Below are 16,145 nucleotides of genomic sequence, written 5' to 3'. Positions count from 1 at the left end.
GATCAGTCGAGCTGAGCGCCGACCAGGAAAGGCCGATTGCAGGGAAAGCGAACAGCAGCCACAACCACCAAGGATAGAAAGCCGATCGACTACGCACTATCAGAACCTCCCCTAGAATGATCCGGAACGCTCGCTCAAGGCTGCGCCAGTCCGACATCGAAGCCAGGCAACGGAGCCCGCTCTTCACTTGTCAAACAGCCTGGAATTACCCCGTTATCCGCCAAAAGTTGAAAGAAAGCCGAACATAGTCCGAGGTCGGGTCATTAAAAGCAAAAGACGCACGAATATGTTGTCGGATTAGACGCGCGAAGCGCGCTCACCCATCACGGCACGCACTGAAAGGGCAGCGATTACGCTAGACAGGATCGCACCATAGATCGTCTTGATGACAAGGGAGGCCACAAAACTCGCACCATTGGGTGCAACAGCCGCGAAGGCGAGCGCCATCGGTAAGGCCGCAACCAAAAGACCTGCCAAAGTCAGAAAGACCAACCGCAGCAGAAGGCGATTAGGCAGCAGAGAAAATCTTTCCATTATCGGCCACTGCCCCTTAGCAGCCTTCGAGCGAGCGCCAAGAGTGACGCCAATGGCCGTAAAAATGCATACACCGAGGGTTTGCAACATAAGGTCGCTATTGAAAGCCTCCACATTCAACCAAGGCGTTCCCCAAAAAGCTACAACAGTAATCGCAGCCGAAAAAGCACCACCGATCACAAAGCCGATAGCAGCTTCACGCGCCATGATCGTGCCAGGCTCCACAATGAATAGCTTATTCACAATATCATCCTCTACATTACTTCTCTTTTTTATGTAATTTTGATCAATGTTGCCGATTAGATGATTTCTGGCAATCCCTTCGCAACCTGTGCGGCGCAAGGCATGTCGTCAATAGCCCATTGCTTCATCAACAGGATTTCCTCGTCGTGGCCCAAGTGATTGCGAGGGTGTGAATGGTCGGTAAACTCATAACGCACTGGACCTTATGATCCATATTCTGTACCCATGTCCAGCCTTTGGGGTGGAAGGATGCGGCTAAAATTCGATGAATAGCATCATGGGCAAAATAGCGCCCTTTTGGCATGAGAATATGCCCGGCCGAATCATATTCGGCAGCGGGTCGATACAAAAGCTCTCCGAAGAGTTGGACGGCATGGACATCCGCGCCGCCGCCGTACTCAGCACGCCCGGTCGCAAAGCAGAGGCCGAAGCGGTTGCAACGCTGATCGGCCTACGGGCTAGATTAATTTATCCCCACGCGGAAATGCATACGCCCGTAGCTGTGAGCGAAGCCGCTGTCGCAGCGTTGGCCAAGGCAGGTGTCGATGGTGTCATCGCCATTGGCGGCGGTTCCACCATTGGTTTGGGCAAGGCCATCGCGCTGCGAACGACGCTTCCCCAGATTGCGATCCCGACCACCTATTCCGGGTCGGAAGTGACGCCCGTCGTCGGCCAGACGATCAACGGCCGCAAAGCAACTGAGCGCTCGCTCAGGGTCTTGCCACGCCTGGTAATCTACGATCCCGATCTGTCGCAAAACCTCCCGGCGCGCATATCCGCCGCATCGGGCCTAAATGCCATGGCCCATGCCGTGGAAGCGCTCTATGCCGAAAACCGCAGCCCGGTGATAGAAATCATGGCGGTTGAGGGTATCGCGGCGTTTTTCCGCGCAATTCCCGCCATTATTGCCGATAAATCTGATCGAGCAGCGCGCGCCGACGCGCTTTATGGAGCATGGCTGTGCGGGCAATGTCTTGCAGGTGCCGGCATGGCGCTGCACCACAAGCTATGTCACACGCTGGGCGGCAGCTTTGGCTTGCCCCATGCCGAAACGCACAGCATCGTCCTGCCGCACGCGCTTGCCTATAACCTGCCCGCCGTCCCGCACGCACAAGCAAGGCTCGCCACGGTTCTGGGCGATGCCCCTTCTGCAACCTTGCAGAACATAGCCCGCGATGCCGGATTGCCGGTGGCGCTGCGCGACCTTGGCATGCCGCAAACGGCAATTGAGGATGCGGCCGACATCGCGTTGGCCAGCCCTTATTGGAATCCGCGCCCGTTGGAGCGCAATGCAATAGTCAGGCTGCTGACACGCGCCTGGCAGGGGGCGGTGCCCGCAGCGGCTTGATCGTAAACAACATAGTGAACCGGGGAGAGAGGCATTGCAGGATCTGAACGAGGACACGCTTACCCAAGCCGTGCTGAACGCGGTGTCAAAGGCAGGCGACCCGCGCGTCAGGCAGATCAGCCAAGCGCTGGTGCGCCATCTTCATGCCTTCATAAAGGAAATCGAACCGACCGAGGAGGAATGGGATCAGGCCATAGCTTTCCTGACCAAGACCGGCCAGATGTGCTCTGACACGCGCCAGGAATTCATCCTATTTTCCGATGTTCTGGGCGTGTCGATGCTGGTTGATATGATAAACCACCGTCTGCCGGGCGACGCGACCGAAACCACCGTATTCGGCCCCTTCTATGTCGAACCTCCGGTTTTTGCACTGGGTGACAACATTCGCGGCCATCTGGAAGGAACGCCCTTGCGGATCGAGGGCCGGGTGCTCGACGACAATGGCGGCCCGATCAGGGGAGCAACGGTCGACCTGTGGCATTCGGACAAGGACGGGTTTTATGATCTGCAATTGCTCGACGCCAGCCCCGGTCTCGCCGGACGCGGACGGCTGACGACCGACGCGGATGGAGCATTTCACTGCTGGACTGCCCGGCCAGCCCCCTATCCCATTCCCAATGACGGCCCGGTTGGAAAGATGCTCGAAGCCCAGGGGCGGCACCCGTTCCGACCGGAGCATGTCCATTTCATGATCGCCGCCCCCGGTTTTCGCACGCTCGTTACCCACATATTCGCCGCCGACGGCGACTATCTTGATTCAGATGTGGTGTTCGGCGTGAAAAACTCGCTGATCGAACCCTATGGGGTAGATCCTCAAAGCGATGCGTTGACTTTGCAGCGGGATTTTGTGCTCGCGCGCTGCTAGACGCTTATGAAGCGTCCTCTCTCTTGCCGAACAAAAATCGAAGGGACCAGCATGACCATCACACTTTATCATTTTCCGTCCGCCTGCTCGCGCGTCACGATGCACGCGCTGGAAGAACTGGGGCTGGAGTATGACGATTATTGCGTCAACATCATGCAGGGCGCGCAACGGTCTGCGGAATATCTGTCGATCAATCCGCACGGCAAGGTTCCGGCGCTCGATCTCGACGGCAAACTGATGACCGAGAACGCCGCGATCCTGTGGACCCTGCACAGACATTTCGGCGGAAACAAACTATTTTCCACCGCGCCCGACGATGCAATCGCCAGCCATGACTATCGCGCCGACCTGTCTTGGTGCTCCGGTACGATGCATCCTATGGTGCGCCAGGTGCGGATGCCCATGCGTTTCACCACCGGCGAACAAGACGGCGTGCGCGCGGACGGCACAATCAAACTAACGGAGGAATATGGGCAGATCGCGGCCCGCATCGGGGACGGATGGTGGTATGGCGAAAGCTGGTCGATCATCGACACATATATCTATTGGGGATGCAGCACCGCGAGCAAGGGCGGCTTTGCGCTCGATCGCTTCCCGGCGCTGATCGCCCATGGAGAGCGTGTGCGCGCACGCCCGGCTTTCCAGCGCGTACTTGCAAGGGAGCAGGCCGCGCTGGATCGCGAGGGCATCACCGGCGTCGCGCTTTGAGTCCGACTTTATGGGCCTGGCCGCTCATCAAAAAAGCGGCCAGTCAGTCGAAACGGTAGCTGGATGCTGTAATCGATCCGAACAGATCGGTCTGGTGATACACTCTGGTAGCCGCGCTGCCCTTGGCCGCGCCCACGGCCACCATGAGTGGGATGAGGTGATCCTCGCTGGGATGACTGAGGCGCGCTCCGGGTGCCGCCGCCCAGTTCAAAAGCTGGGTTTCGCGCATCGTTGGATCGACCAGCGCCTGTTCCAGCCAGGCGTCGAACCGGCTCGAAGGGTCGGCTGCCGCTGGCCCGCGCATACGCAGATTGTGCCAGCTCAGCCCGCTTCCGATTATCAGCACGCCCTCTTCGCGCAGCGCGGCGATGGCGTGGCCCGCAGCAATATGTTCGGCCGGGTCATAGCCCTGTTTCAGCGAAAGCTGGACCACGGGAATATCCGCCTGCGGCCGCATCGCCTGCATCAGGCTGAACGTGCCATGGTCAAAACCCCGTTCTGGATCGGACCGGCAATCGATGCCAGCCGCCGCCATCATCCCCGCGACATGCCGTGCCAGTACAGGCGATCCGGGTGCCGGATATTTGATGTGATAGGTATGTTCGGGAAAGCCGTAATAATCATAGACCATGCCCGGCATCGGACCGGAGGAAACCGTGAATCGCGGCTCTTCCCAATGGCCGCTGACGACCAGTACGGCTTTGGGCAACTGCGGCACCTGAACCGCAAAAATATCCTTGAGCGACCGTTCGAGCGCATCGAACATGGACCGCATCGGCCCTTCAATCCATGGCCAGGGACCGCCGCCATGCGAAAGAAAATAGGTTGGCAGCATTCCCCGGCCTGTCATTTGCCCGTCACCCGCGCGGTGTGATCGGTGCCCGCGAGCGGCGACCCCAGAATGTGAAGGCGGCCAAGGCAAAAAATACAAGGTTCAGCGGCGTGACCATCGCTTCACCGCGTAAGACATGGAAAATCATGGCGCAGATCTGCAACGCCATGCAGCCCATCGCGGCATAAATAGTCAGTTGCGGTTTGATCCGGGTAATCGCGGGGAGCAGCATGCCAAGGCCGCCAGCCATGTCGACAACGCCCATCATGCGAACGAATGCTTCCGAATAATCCGCCACCCAGGGAACAGTCTTAGCCAGTTCGGCGATCGGGCTGGTCAGTTTCATAAAGCCGAACAAGGTAAATGGCAGGCCGACCAGAGCCTGCGCCACCCACAGTGCGATGTTCAATCCCCTACCACCGGAATGTCCATTCATTGTCACTTCCTCCCCACACTATGCGCGCGACGATAGAGGAATTCCCAAAAGCAATCCTAGGCCCTATAAGGCAACGCATCGTTTGCCACGGGTGTACAATCAAACCCATTGCCATGTTGGCCATGGGGTCGTCCGACGCAACGCATTTTTCTGACGCTCTTGATTGTTAAGACGATTATAACAATGATGACCCTGTGGTAAGATTTCGCATCAGTTCCCGACAAATCGAGGCATTCGTCAGCGTTGCCCAGTGCAAAAGCTTTACCGCAGCCGCGCACAGCCTCGATATTTCGACTTCGGCCATCAGCAACCTGATCGCTGAACTAGAAAATATCGTTCAGGTCCGCTTGTTTGAAAGAAGCACGCGCAAGGTGGTGCTAAACGATGCCGGCAGGCTGTTACTTCCGGCCGCACTTACCTTCAGCCGCAATCTGGCGAGCCTTGAACGGGTGGCCGAGGGCCTTGCGAGACAAGCAGCAGGCACCATCAGGGTGGCCGCGCCAATGGTCATGGCAAGCGCCATTCTTCCTGCAATGATTGCACAGTTCCAGATAACAAATCCCGCAGCGGAAATCGTTCTCATTGAAACCAGTGTGGAATGGTTGGGCGAACGTGTTGCCCAAGGCGAAGCCGATCTAGCGGTTGGCCCAGACCGGGCGACGGACGATATCGTGATCGCAGAAGAGCTTCTGCCAACCCGCTGGGTGGTCTGGCTGTCTGCCGATCATCCCTTGGCTCATAAGGATGTGCTCTTCTGGCGCGATTTGCGAGGGGTCCGCTTCTTCACCGGCGGCCACGATCATGAACGGATCGTGGAGGCGGCCATGGCAGGACTGGCGATCGAAGACAGGATTGTGCCAGGCCAGGTCTTCGACAACATCTCAACGGCATTGGGCGTGGCGGCAGCCAATTTGGGCGTGGCCTTGTGCCCGGAATATGTTGCGCCAATGGCACGCGCTTTCAACCTGGAACACAGGCGTCTTATCGATCCCGAATTCACGCGCTTTGTCACGCTCTACAGTTCAGCCATTCGCCCGAAATCGGAAGCCATCGTCGATTTCATGCAACATCTGAAAGATTGTTTCGCGCGCATGAAATCATCGCAATCGGCGACATGATGCCATGCGCGGTCTGCTTCCAGAACCCCTGCTCAATAAAGTTGCCGCGATCGGCCCATCGTCCGGGCAAGGCCGAATAATGCACCAAGATAGGGCGCTTCGGCTCCCACAGCCTGAGCGATTTCCAACGGCGCTGCCAGCAGGGCGTCCAGTTCAAGCGACCGGCCAGCCTCTACATCCTGCAACATCGAGGTTTTGAATGCGCCAAGTTTGCGCGTCACCTGCATTCGGGCTTCACCACTTTCGGTGATGGGGCAACCAATCCGTGCCCCAATACTGCGCGCCTCTTCCATCGCCTGTAGCGCAAAGGTCCGCAGTAACGGATCATCCAGCAAACAGTCCATCGTCGCCAATGTCAGTGCCGACATGGGGTTCATCGTCATGTTACCCCATAATTTATACCACACCTCCTTGCGGATATCCTCTGACGTGACCGTGGGAATCCCGGCAGACTCAAGGCAATCGCGCAAGGCCCCGACCCGCGCGGATACGCCGCCCGAAGGCTCGCCGACGATCAGTTTGTCACACATGCGCAGGTGACTGATACCTGGCTCCGGCACAGCCGCCGAAGCATGTACCACGCAGCCGACGAGGGCATGGCGTGGGATCGAGCGCTCAATGGAAAGTTCAGGATCGACCGATCGCAGCGATTGCCCCTCACCCATAAACCACCAAGGTACGCCGTTGAGCATTGGCACGACCATCGTATCGGTGCCGATCATTGACCCAATAGCCGGTGCAAGGGTCGGCAAAGCCTGCGCCTTGACGGCGATCATGACGATATCCTGCACACCCAAGGCCCCGGCCTCCGCAGAAGCGCGACAGGGGTGGAAGGTCGTCTGCTCGCCGGTCTTCAGCCCCAGTCCTCGGCTCTGAAGGGCCGCAAGCGTATCGCCACGAGCGAGGGCAGATAGGTCATGCCCCGTTTCGGCTAACCTTGCGCCAACCCAAGTGCCAATGGCACCCGCTCCCACAATAGCGATCTTCATCCACACACTCTCTTCAATAGGGTTGAGGAGGGCTGATGCCTCATCGAGATCACCCAGCCCCTGCAACTATAGCCGCCTCCGACGTCGCGTCATGCATGTTTGCCAAGCTGCACCTCGCTGCATATATTGTCATCTATGTATTTACAATAACCTATATTAATATGTTTGACTTATCAATATTGCTGTTGCTATCAAATGGCGCATGACGAAGGCCATCCCAACTCTATCGATTGGCGACCACGCAGTGCGCGCGGCCCATTATGTAAATGGTGCCTGGGTCGACGAAGGCGCGACATTCCAGGTCTTTTCGCCGATTGATCAGGGCATGCTCGGTTCGATGCCCGAAGCATCGGACCTACTGGTTGATGCGGCTGTGGACGGGGCCTTGGCCGCCTTTCCGGCCTGGGCCGCGCTGGGGGCGGAAGGCCGCCTGCCCTATCTGCAGCGCTTTGCCGACGCCATTGTCGACCGGGCCGAAGCCTTTGCACAGGTCGAATCGCACGACGCCGGCGTGCTGCTGTCGCGCCTGCAACATGGCATCATCCCGCGCGCGGCGCTGAACATCCGCTGGTTCGCCGAAGCCGCCCTTAAGCTACAGGACAAGGAACTGGCGACCCATCAGGCGCACCATTATGTGCGCCACGATCCAGCCGGCGTCTGCGCGATCATCACGCCGTGGAACTCACCTTTGATGCTTTCCACCTGGAAGGCGGGACCGGCGCTGGCGGCAGGCAACAGCGTCGTCATCAAGCCGCCGGAATGGGCACCACTGGGCTGCTCGATACTGGCCCAAGCGGCTGAGGCTGCGGGCATTCCGCCAGGCGTGTTCAACGTGGTGCACGGCCATGGGCCGACAACCGGCGCGCGGCTGGTCGCGAACCCGCGTCTTTCTCGCATTTCCTTCACCGGCAGCGTTCCTACGGCAAAGATCATCGCCAAGGTCGCAGCCGAAAACCTGATACCGTGCAGCCTGGAGCTGGGCGGCAAATCGCCCTTCATCGTGCTGGAGGATGCAGACCTTGACCTCGCGGCCGCGACCGGCGCGCTGCAATATCGCAACGCTACACAGGTATGCCTCGCGGGCACGCGCTTTCTGGTTCACGAACAGGTGCGCGATGCCTTTGTCGAGAAGATGCGCGCCATTGTCGAACAACTGGTGATCGGCGATCCGCGCGACACCGCAACCGAAATCGGCCCGATCATCCACCCCCGCCAGTTTGAAAAGGTGCAGGGCTATGTCGAAAGGGCCAAGGCTGCCGGGGCAAGGCTGCTGTGGGGCGGCGAACCGCACCCCTTTGGCCCGCTCTATTACAAACCCACGATGTTTACGGACGTCGCGCCAGACGCGGAGATAGTTCAGGAGGAAGTCTTCGGCCCGGTGCTGGTGATGCAGACCTTCACCGACGATGCCGAAGCTGTGCGGCTCGCCAATGACACGGTCTACGGTCTTGGCGGCGTGTGCTTTGGCGAAGTCGGCCATGCCAGAGCGGTTGCCGAACAGGTGCGTACCGGCTTCATCTGGATCAACAGCTTCGGCATCCGCGATCTTGCAGCGCCATTTGGTGGCCGCGGCCAGTCGGGCATCGGTCGCGAGGGTGGCGACTATAGTTTCGAGTTCTTCTCCGACATCAAGGACGTGATCGTCCCCACCGCCCCCTTCAAGGCGAGCTTTGCACATCGATGAGCAACGACGGAAAAATCACGGGTGCCGCGATCGTATCGCACCATCCCGGCCTCATGCAGACTGACGAGTTCCGCCTGACGGACGGTGCCGGTCGCGATTCAGACCTGATCGAGGGCTACAAGCGGCTGCGGGCGCGGATCGATGCAGCGCGGCCCGATATCATCATCATCTTCGACACCCACTGGTTCACCACCGGCTATCATCTGCTGGCGGGGGCGCAAGGGTATCGCGGAAACTATGTGTCCGACGAAATGCCATGGTATCTGCACGGCGTGCCCTATGATTATCGCGGCGCACCCGAATTCGCTGACCTGATCCAGCAGGTTGCCGAAGAGCGCGAAGTGATGGCGATGTCGATCAAAGACCCCGCCCTGCCCCAGCATTACGCAACTGTAAATCTTGTAAAACAGCTTAACCTAACTGAGCAGGTTCTGACCGCGAGCAATTGCCAGAACTGCGAAAGCCACCATTTTCTTGAGATGGGCGCGGTGATCGGCGAAGCGATCCGGCGAAGCGGTAAGCATGTGGTGCTGTTGGCATCGGGCGCGCTCAGCCACAAGTTCAACCCGATTGACTGGGTTCGCAAAAGCCCGCGCATCTTCGATGCCGCCAATGTGTCGAGCGAAGCCAATATCAAAAGCGATCTCGAAGTTGTGGAACTGTTCAAACAAGGTCGCCACGACGTGATCGTCGACCGTTTTCCCACCGTCTATGCGAAAATCCCGTGGGAGGGACTGGGCGGCCACTATCTGCAAATGGTCGGCGCGATGGGCGGGCGCGATTGCCGCGCGAAGGGCACAGTGCTTTCCGAATATGAAAATGCGCGCGGCACCGGCAATATTCACATCTGGTTTGAGGGGTAAGCGATGAACCCGTTCGAAGGTCCGCGCATCGAACGCCGCCGCGTAATCGTGGGCGGCAGCGCATATTGGGGTACGATGCAGGATGATGGCCTGTTGGGTCTGAACGATGGCCGCCGCGTCGATCCGATCGATCTGGTCCACCTGCCACCTTGTGAGCCGACCAAGATCATCGGCGCCCATATTTCCTATGTTTCGCGCAGCATGGAAACGCGAGGCAAGCCCAAGCCTACCGACAATCCCACCTATTTCACCAAACCGCCCACCGCCGCCAATGGCCATAATGGCACGCTGCTGAAATATGACGGCACCCGCTATCTCAATTATGAAGGCGAAGTCGGCGCAATCATCGGCAAGGTGACGCGCAACGTGACGCTGGACGAAGCATGGGAATGCATCGCTGGCTTCGCCCCTGTTCTAGACATGGGCGCGCAGGATTTCCGTGACACCGACCAGGGTTCGATGCTGCGCGTGAAGGGTTTTGACGGCTATTGCCCGATCGGCCCCGGTATCGTGCGCGGTGTGGACCCGCGCAAGGAAGTGCTGCGGACCTATCGTAACGGATTGATGGTGCAGGAAGCGAGCATCGGCGAGGAACTGATCTGGGAAGCCAATTATCTGATCGCCGACATCGCACGATACATCACTCTGATGCCAGGCGACGTGATCATGACCGGAACCCCGGCCCATTCCCGGTCGCTGGACGTGGGCGACACGATCGAGCTTGAAATTTCGGGCCTTGGCCGTTTGAAAAATATAGTCGCCGCAGCACCTATCCCGCGCGCGGACGGCATCGGACACCCGCCGATGGACACGGAGGAAGTGCGCCGCGTCGCACTGGGCTTTGACGAGCGCGTGCGCGAAGACCTCAAAGCCAATTATCGCGCCGCTGCAAAGGCTCCGCAGTGACGCAAAGCCTTGCCGATCTGGCCGCCGCCTTTTCCGGCCGACTGTTGACCGATAATGACGATATGGCCCCTTTCCTGACCGACTGGGGTCATATGCGCGGTGGCAAGGCACTGGCTGTCGCGCAACCGGATTCGACCGACGATGTCGCCACCATCGTCCGCTGGTGCAATACGAACGGCGTGCCCATCGTCCCCCAGGGCGGCAACACCGGGCTGGCCGGCGGCTGCATTCCCGACCAATCGGGAACGGCGCTGGTGCTTTCGCTTGCGCGCATGAACAAGGTTCGCAGCATCGATCTGGTCAACAACACGCTCACGCTCGATGCCGGTTGTATCCTGCAAAGCGTGCAGGATACCGCGGAAAATCACGACCGGCTGTTTCCGCTGTCGCTTGGGGCAGAAGGAAGTTGCACCATCGGCGGCAATCTTGCGACCAATGCGGGCGGTACCGGCGTATTGCGCTATGGCAATGCACGCGACCTGTGCCTTGGCCTCGAAGTCGTTACCGCCAACGGCGAAATCTGGGACGGACTAAAAGCCCTTCGCAAAGACAATAGCGGCTATGATTTGCGCGATATCTTCATCGGTTCCGAAGGCACGCTGGGGATCATTACCGGCGCGGTGTTGAAACTTTTTCCTCGGCCCGTCGCCCAGACGACCTGCATCGTCAGCCTCGACTCCCCGTCACGCGCGCTCGATCTGTTCGGGCTGGCACGCCGACGGCTCGACACGATGGTCACGGGCTTTGAATTCTTCTCGGAAGAATGTCTGACGCTGGTGCTGGAAATGTTCGACGATGCCCGCAGGCCGGTCGAAACGCGGGGCCCTTGGTATGTGCTGGTGGAATTGTCCGATCTGCAATCGGAAGATAGCGCGCGTGAAAACATGCAAAACCTGCTCGAAACAGCATTTGAGCAAGGCGCGATAAGCGACGGCGCTGTTGCGACTTCGGTGTCGCAAGCACGCGCCTTCTGGGCATTGCGCGAACGGCTGGCCGAAGCGATGGCGAAAAGCGGCAAGGTTATCAAACATGATGTTTCGGTGCCGGTTTCCTCTGTGCCACAATTTCTGGATGAAGCCGATGCCGCCATGGCGCGAGGATGGCCGGATATCCGCTTCATCGTGTTCGGCCATCTCGGCGATGGCAACGTCCACTATGATTTCATCTCCAAAAAAGGGGCGGATCAGGACGCTTTCCATGCCCAACAGGATGCGATCAACGCTGTCGTGCATGACATTGTTGTCAAGCATCGCGGCTCGATTTCGGCAGAGCATGGCCTTGGCACCCTGCGCCGTGACGAGGCGGACCGCTATCGCGATCCGGTGGAGCGCGGCTTGATGCGCGCAGTGAAGGCCGCATTCGATCCCCATAACAGGATGAACCCCGGAAAGCTGCTGGCATGACGCAATATGCCAATCTGGTTGGCGGACGGTGGGTTGTCGGGAAAACCGCCAGCCTTAACATCAATCCGTCAGACACGAACGACGTGATCGGCGAATATGCCCAGGCCTCGCCCGACGATGTCACCGCCGCGATCGATGCGGCGAGACACGCCTTTCCCGGTTGGTCGCGAGGCGGCCTTCAGGAACGCAGCGAAGCACTCTACCGCATCGGTGCCGAAATTCTGGCACGGGCCGACGAACTGGCTGATCTGCTGGCGCGCGAGGAAGGCAAGGTACTGCGCGAAGCCAAGGGCGAAGTCGTGCGCGCGGGCAATGTTTTTCGCTTCTTCGCGGGGGAGGTTGTGCGCGGCGGCGGCCAGAGGCTGGCATCCATCAGGCCGGGCGTCGATATCGAAATCACGCGCGAACCGTTGGGCGTCATCACGCTGATCACGCCATGGAACTTCCCCATCGCCATCCCGGCCTGGAAGATCGCGCCCGCGCTGGCCTATGGCAATTGCGTGGTGTTCAAACCCGCCGATCTGGTGCCGGGCTGTGCCTGGGCGCTGGCCGACATCATTCATCGTTCAGGGATTCCGGCCGGTGTTTTCAATCTGGTAATGGGGCGCGGCGCGGCGCTGGGCGATGCCTTATTGGCCGGAACGGATGCCGTCAGCTTCACGGGGTCCGAAGGGGTGGGCAATGCCATCCTGATGAAGGCGGCGGCAAACGGGCAGAAAGTTCAGCTCGAAATGGGCGGCAAGAATCCACTGGTCATACTCGACGACGCCGATGTCGACACGGCCGTGCAATGCGCGCTCGATGGATCATTTTTTTCCACCGGGCAGCGATGCACCGCTTCCTCGCGCCTGATCGTGACCAACCGCATTCATGACCGATTTGTCGAGGCTTTACAGGCCGCGATGGGGCAGATGGTCGTTGGTGACGCGCGTGCGCCAGACAGTATGATTGGCCCGGTGGTCGACGAACGGCAACTGGCGACCGACCTTTCCTATATCGACATCGGCCGCACCGAAGGGGCGAAGCTGGTTCAGGGCGGCGAACGGCTGGAACGCGCACCCCCCGGTTTCTACCTGTCCCCCGCGTTGTTTACCGGATGCACAAACACCATGCGTATCGCGCGTGAAGAGGTGTTCGGCCCGGTTGCCGCGGTAATCCGCGTCGCTGACTATGACGAGGCGCTGAGCGTTGCCAACGACACTGGCTTCGGGCTGTGCGCGGGCATCTGCACCACTTCGCTTTCGCACGCGAGCCATTTCCGGCGCAACGCGCAGACCGGCATGGTCATGGTCAACCTGCCAACCGCCGGGGTGGATTATCATGTGCCGTTCGGCGGTCGAAAAGGGTCAAGCTATGGCCCGCGCGAACAGGGCAGTTATGCGGCCGAATTCTTCACCTCGGTCAAGACTACCTATATCAACGCAGGAAGACTGTAATGCCCCTTTCCCCGCAGGACATTGCCGCGCTGGCGACGGAACTGGACAGCGCCGAGCGCGAACGCCGTCAGATCCGGCAACTTTCGCTGCGCTTTCCGCAAATGGGCTTCAATGACGGTTATGCCGTCCAGCAGGCCTGGGTCGACCACAAGCTTGCCCATGGTCGGACCGTCATCGGGCACAAGATCGGCTTGACCAGCAGGGCTATGCAACGTGCCGCCAATATCACCGAGCCGGACCATGGCGTCCTGCTGGACGACATGCTGTTCCATTCGGGCGATGATTTGCCTTTCGATCGCTTCATCGTCCCGCGCGTCGAGGTCGAATTGGCCTTTGTGCTGCGACGCGACCTAGCTGGCCACGATGTTGCGTTGGAAGATGTTCTGGCCGCCACGGAATATGTGGTGCCCGCGCTGGAAATCATCGATGCGCGAATCGAACGGATCGACACCGAAACCGGGACGACACGCACCGTGGTCGATACGATTTCCGACAACGCCGCGAATGCCGCCATCATTCTGGGCGATGTGAAAACCGCGCCGGATGTCTTTGACTGGCGCTGGGCCTGTGCGGTCCTGCATGTAAACGACGGGATCGAGGAAACGGGCGTCGCGGCAGCGGTGCTGGGCCATCCGGCGACTGGCGTGGCGTGGCTTGCGCGCAAACTGGCTGTTCGCAATGTCGGTCTGCAAGCAGGACAGATCATATTGGGCGGATCGTTCACCGCGCCGATCGGCCTCGCCAAGGGCGACAACATATTTGCGGACTATGGACCGCTAGGCCAGATCAGGGCGAAATTCACATGAACGCATTCAAGAATGCACTTGGCACGAAACCGCAATTCGGGCTTTGGCAGGCGCTTGCCAATCCATATAGCGCCGAAATCTGTGCCGGTTCCGGCTTCGATTTTCTGGTATTCGACGGCGAGCATGCGCCCAATACGGTGCCGCTGGTTCTACAACAGTTGCAGGCGGTCGCCCCCTACCCGGTCGAGCCGATGGTGCGACTGGCCGACAGCAGCCATACGCTTGTCAAACATTATCTCGATATCGGTGCGCGGACGCTGTTGGTACCGATGATCGAAACGCTGGATCAGGCGCGTGCCGTTGTCGCCGCCACGCGCTATCCGCCATATGGCACGCGCGGTGTCGGTGCAGGTCTGGCGCGGGTCAGCCGCTGGAACCGCATCCCTGATTATCTTCACCATGCCGAGAAGGAAATCTGCCTGCTCCTTCAGGTTGAAAGCCGCGCAGGCCTCGCCCTGATTGAGGATATTGCCGCATTGGACGGTGTGCATGGTATCTTCGTAGGACCAGCGGACCTCGCCGCCGATATGGGCCATCTGGGCAATGCCGGTCACCCGGATGTCGTGACTGCGGTTGCCGATGCGATTGAACGAATTGTCGCCGCTGGATCAGCTGCAGGCGTAATGGCCTTGGTACGCGATCAAATCGACCATTACCGCCGCGCCGGGGCGAGCTTTCTGGCAGTGGCAACGGACGTTGCGATCCTGGCGCGCGGGGCAGAGGCGGCAATCCGCGCAATGCAGGACTAGAGTATCCGTGATGGTCAAGCGGGGAATTGGTGCCAAAGTCGGTCTGCTTTGAGCAGAGCATTTGCGGTGACGATGAGTTTTCGCATGACGGCTGTGATGGCAATTTTGACGGGTTTTCCGGCAGCGATGAGCTGCTGGTATTTGGCCTAGAGGTCTGGATTGAAGCGCGCGGCGACCAGGGCAGGCATGTATGCGCAGCTTCGCCAGACGATCAGTGCGACGGGTGCCATCATGGCATCGCCGTGCCACGAGTTCCGCGAAAATCCCGATGGCCGCTTTCAGGAAAATATCTTGGCAAGCGCCTATCAGCACCAGCGCGAGAAGAATGCCGAGACGACGCTTAATCGCATGAAGGCGCGGTCGATGGACGGCTATTGGGTGTTCCCTGCGCCTATCGGCTACAAGTTCGAGAAGGTCTAGGGCCATAGCAAGTTGATCGTGCGCGACGAGCCTTTGGCGTCACTCATTCAGGAAGGGCTGGAAGGCTTCGCCAGCGGTCGTTTCCAGACGCAGGCAGAGCTTATGCGCTATTTCGCATCGCGCTCCGACTATCCCGAAAAGCGCCGCCGCACCCTGACCATCGAACGCATCACCGAGATGCTGACGCGGGTTCTCTATGCGGGCTATATCACCATTCCCGATTGGGATTTGCATCTGGTTCCGGCCAAGCACAAGCCGCTGATCAGCTTCGATACCTATCGCCGCATTCAGGATCGCATCCATAGCGCGGCACGGGTGCCAGCCCGCAAAGACCTCAACCATGATTTTCCGCTGCGCCAGTTCATCCTTTGCGGCGGCTGCGGCAAGCCGCTGTCGGGTTGCTGGTCAACGAGTCGCAACGGTAGCCGCCATCCTTACTACCTGTTGTCAACGGCACAGTAATTTTCCCCGGAACGGACAAAGTAAAATTCCCCACTTTGCGGTTTGAGGTTCAGGAGCCGGGCATCGGTACACCTCCATCTTTTGGCGGTCGGCTGCGGCGACGAGCTTCTGTCGGCGCCGGCGGGGTGATCCGGGCGGTCGAGCGCACATGCTCGGGTAGTAGGTCTGCATGTCGCCTGAGGCGATAACTCGAGCCATCGATCTGGATGACGATGGCGTGATGCAACAGGCGGTCGAGCAGCGCGGTGGCGACGACGGGGCTGCCGAAGATTTCACCCCATTCGGCAAAGCCTCGGTTCGAGGTGAGGATCATCGCCCCTTTTTCATAGCGCGCATTGACCAG

At 59.4% G+C, this 16,145-nt stretch carries 18 protein-coding genes; 13 read left to right on the top strand and 5 right to left on the bottom strand.

Features of this window, described 5'->3' with window-relative positions; all coding sequences use genetic code 11:
- Positions 1–297 precede the first annotated feature (297 nt).
- The gene (locus tag V2I08_RS04340; protein WP_349633981.1) at positions 298–876 is read right to left on the bottom strand and encodes a hypothetical protein; all 579 of its coding nucleotides are present in this window, start codon (positions 874–876) and stop codon (positions 298–300) included.
- Between the two features lie 211 nt (positions 877–1,087).
- On the opposite strand from V2I08_RS04340, the gene V2I08_RS04335 reads away from it, so the two are divergent.
- The 3 genes from V2I08_RS04335 to V2I08_RS04325 are packed head-to-tail and all read left to right on the top strand — an operon-like array spanning position 1,088 to position 3,698.
- Entirely contained in the window at positions 1,088–2,125 is a 1,038-nt protein-coding gene (locus V2I08_RS04335; protein WP_349633980.1) for a maleylacetate reductase, read from the top strand.
- 34 nt (positions 2,126–2,159) lie between these two features.
- Positions 2,160–2,990, top strand: a complete 831-nt coding sequence (locus tag V2I08_RS04330; RefSeq protein ID WP_349633979.1) for a dioxygenase — start codon at positions 2,160–2,162, stop codon at positions 2,988–2,990.
- Positions 2,991–3,041: 51 nt separating this feature from the next.
- On the top strand, positions 3,042–3,698 hold the full coding sequence (locus V2I08_RS04325; RefSeq protein ID WP_349633978.1) for a glutathione S-transferase family protein: 657 nt from the start codon (positions 3,042–3,044) through the stop codon (positions 3,696–3,698).
- Between the two features lie 43 nt (positions 3,699–3,741).
- Here the strand turns inward: V2I08_RS04325 and V2I08_RS04320 are convergent, their stop codons facing one another.
- The gene (locus V2I08_RS04320) at positions 3,742–4,533 is read right to left on the bottom strand and encodes a class III extradiol ring-cleavage dioxygenase (protein WP_349633977.1); all 792 of its coding nucleotides are present in this window, start codon (positions 4,531–4,533) and stop codon (positions 3,742–3,744) included.
- Between the two features lie 22 nt (positions 4,534–4,555).
- Positions 4,556–4,966: a DoxX family protein gene (locus V2I08_RS04315; RefSeq protein ID WP_349633976.1), complete on the bottom strand. Its 411-nt coding sequence runs from the start codon at positions 4,964–4,966 to the stop codon at positions 4,556–4,558.
- Positions 4,967–5,160: 194 nt separating this feature from the next.
- Here V2I08_RS04315 and V2I08_RS04310 point away from each other — a divergent pair, with 194 nt between their 5' ends.
- Positions 5,161–6,084, top strand: coding sequence for a LysR family transcriptional regulator (locus V2I08_RS04310; RefSeq protein ID WP_349633975.1), 924 nt, complete (start codon positions 5,161–5,163; stop codon positions 6,082–6,084).
- Between the two features lie 32 nt (positions 6,085–6,116).
- On the opposite strand, the gene V2I08_RS04305 is transcribed toward V2I08_RS04310, so the two are convergent.
- Entirely contained in the window at positions 6,117–7,073 is a 957-nt protein-coding gene (locus V2I08_RS04305; RefSeq protein WP_349633974.1) for a 2-dehydropantoate 2-reductase, read from the bottom strand.
- A gap of 202 nt (positions 7,074–7,275) precedes the next feature.
- On the opposite strand from V2I08_RS04305, the gene V2I08_RS04300 reads away from it, so the two are divergent.
- The 9 genes from V2I08_RS04300 (at position 7,276) to V2I08_RS04255 (ending at position 15,802) form a co-directional block, all read left to right on the top strand.
- Positions 7,276–8,757 (top strand): aldehyde dehydrogenase family protein, encoded by a 1,482-nt coding sequence (locus V2I08_RS04300; RefSeq protein ID WP_349633973.1) that lies wholly within the window; start codon positions 7,276–7,278, stop codon positions 8,755–8,757.
- The gene (locus V2I08_RS04295) at positions 8,754–9,620 is read left to right on the top strand and encodes a hypothetical protein (RefSeq protein WP_349633972.1); all 867 of its coding nucleotides are present in this window, start codon (positions 8,754–8,756) and stop codon (positions 9,618–9,620) included. The genes V2I08_RS04300 and V2I08_RS04295 overlap by 4 nt, the downstream gene beginning before the upstream one ends.
- 3 nt (positions 9,621–9,623) lie before the next feature.
- Positions 9,624–10,526 carry a fumarylacetoacetate hydrolase family protein gene (locus tag V2I08_RS04290; protein WP_349633971.1) on the top strand — a complete coding sequence of 301 codons (903 nt, stop codon included), beginning with the start codon at positions 9,624–9,626 and terminating at the stop codon, positions 10,524–10,526.
- Positions 10,523–11,929: an FAD-binding oxidoreductase gene (locus V2I08_RS04285; protein ID WP_349633970.1), complete on the top strand. Its 1,407-nt coding sequence runs from the start codon at positions 10,523–10,525 to the stop codon at positions 11,927–11,929. The genes V2I08_RS04290 and V2I08_RS04285 overlap by 4 nt, the downstream gene beginning before the upstream one ends.
- Positions 11,926–13,365 carry an aldehyde dehydrogenase family protein gene (locus tag V2I08_RS04280; RefSeq protein ID WP_349633969.1) on the top strand — a complete coding sequence of 480 codons (1,440 nt, stop codon included), beginning with the start codon at positions 11,926–11,928 and terminating at the stop codon, positions 13,363–13,365. Before V2I08_RS04285 ends, V2I08_RS04280 begins: the two co-directional genes overlap by 4 nt.
- Positions 13,365–14,171, top strand: coding sequence for a 2-oxo-hept-4-ene-1,7-dioate hydratase (hpaH, locus tag V2I08_RS04275; protein ID WP_349633968.1), 807 nt, complete (start codon positions 13,365–13,367; stop codon positions 14,169–14,171). Before V2I08_RS04280 ends, hpaH begins: the two co-directional genes overlap by 1 nt.
- Complete coding sequence (locus tag V2I08_RS04270) at positions 14,168–14,920, top strand: aldolase/citrate lyase family protein (RefSeq protein WP_349633967.1); 753 nt, start codon at positions 14,168–14,170, stop codon at positions 14,918–14,920. Before hpaH ends, V2I08_RS04270 begins: the two co-directional genes overlap by 4 nt.
- Before the next feature lie 186 nt (positions 14,921–15,106).
- Positions 15,107–15,340: a hypothetical protein gene (locus tag V2I08_RS04260; RefSeq protein ID WP_349634132.1), complete on the top strand. Its 234-nt coding sequence runs from the start codon at positions 15,107–15,109 to the stop codon at positions 15,338–15,340.
- Positions 15,341–15,352: 12 nt separating this feature from the next.
- The gene (locus tag V2I08_RS04255; RefSeq protein ID WP_349633966.1) at positions 15,353–15,802 is read left to right on the top strand and encodes a hypothetical protein; all 450 of its coding nucleotides are present in this window, start codon (positions 15,353–15,355) and stop codon (positions 15,800–15,802) included.
- Between the two features lie 49 nt (positions 15,803–15,851).
- On the opposite strand, the gene V2I08_RS04250 is transcribed toward V2I08_RS04255, so the two are convergent.
- On the bottom strand, positions 15,852–16,145 hold a 294-nt coding region (locus V2I08_RS04250), incomplete at its 5' end, for an ATP-binding protein (RefSeq protein WP_349633965.1).

Origin of the sequence: Sphingobium sp. MK2 (genome assembly GCF_040170545.1) — a bacterium.
In the GTDB taxonomy this organism is placed as follows: Bacteria; Pseudomonadota; Alphaproteobacteria; order Sphingomonadales; family Sphingomonadaceae; genus Sphingobium.
This window is presented reverse-complemented; position numbering and strand designations above follow the sequence as displayed.

What these genes read in the sequence shown, in the direction of transcription:
- V2I08_RS04335 (WP_349633980.1), top strand. Translation starts at nt 1,088, where the DNA reads ATGCCCGGCCGAATCATATTCGGCAGCGGGTCGATACAAAAGCTCTCC.
- V2I08_RS04325 (WP_349633978.1), top strand. Translation starts at nt 3,042, where the DNA reads ATGACCATCACACTTTATCATTTTCCGTCCGCCTGCTCGCGCGTCACG.
- V2I08_RS04320 (WP_349633977.1), bottom strand. Translation starts at nt 4,533, where the DNA reads ATGCTGCCAACCTATTTTCTTTCGCATGGCGGCGGTCCCTGGCCATGG.
- V2I08_RS04315 (WP_349633976.1), bottom strand. Translation starts at nt 4,966, where the DNA reads ATGAATGGACATTCCGGTGGTAGGGGATTGAACATCGCACTGTGGGTG.
- V2I08_RS04305 (WP_349633974.1), bottom strand. Translation starts at nt 7,073, where the DNA reads ATGAAGATCGCTATTGTGGGAGCGGGTGCCATTGGCACTTGGGTTGGC.
- V2I08_RS04300 (WP_349633973.1), top strand. Translation starts at nt 7,276, where the DNA reads ATGACGAAGGCCATCCCAACTCTATCGATTGGCGACCACGCAGTGCGC.
- V2I08_RS04295 (WP_349633972.1), top strand. Translation starts at nt 8,754, where the DNA reads ATGAGCAACGACGGAAAAATCACGGGTGCCGCGATCGTATCGCACCAT.
- V2I08_RS04290 (WP_349633971.1), top strand. Translation starts at nt 9,624, where the DNA reads ATGAACCCGTTCGAAGGTCCGCGCATCGAACGCCGCCGCGTAATCGTG.
- V2I08_RS04280 (WP_349633969.1), top strand. Translation starts at nt 11,926, where the DNA reads ATGACGCAATATGCCAATCTGGTTGGCGGACGGTGGGTTGTCGGGAAA.
- hpaH (WP_349633968.1), top strand. Translation starts at nt 13,365, where the DNA reads ATGCCCCTTTCCCCGCAGGACATTGCCGCGCTGGCGACGGAACTGGAC.
- V2I08_RS04270 (WP_349633967.1), top strand. Translation starts at nt 14,168, where the DNA reads ATGAACGCATTCAAGAATGCACTTGGCACGAAACCGCAATTCGGGCTT.
- V2I08_RS04260 (WP_349634132.1), top strand. Translation starts at nt 15,107, where the DNA reads ATGTATGCGCAGCTTCGCCAGACGATCAGTGCGACGGGTGCCATCATG.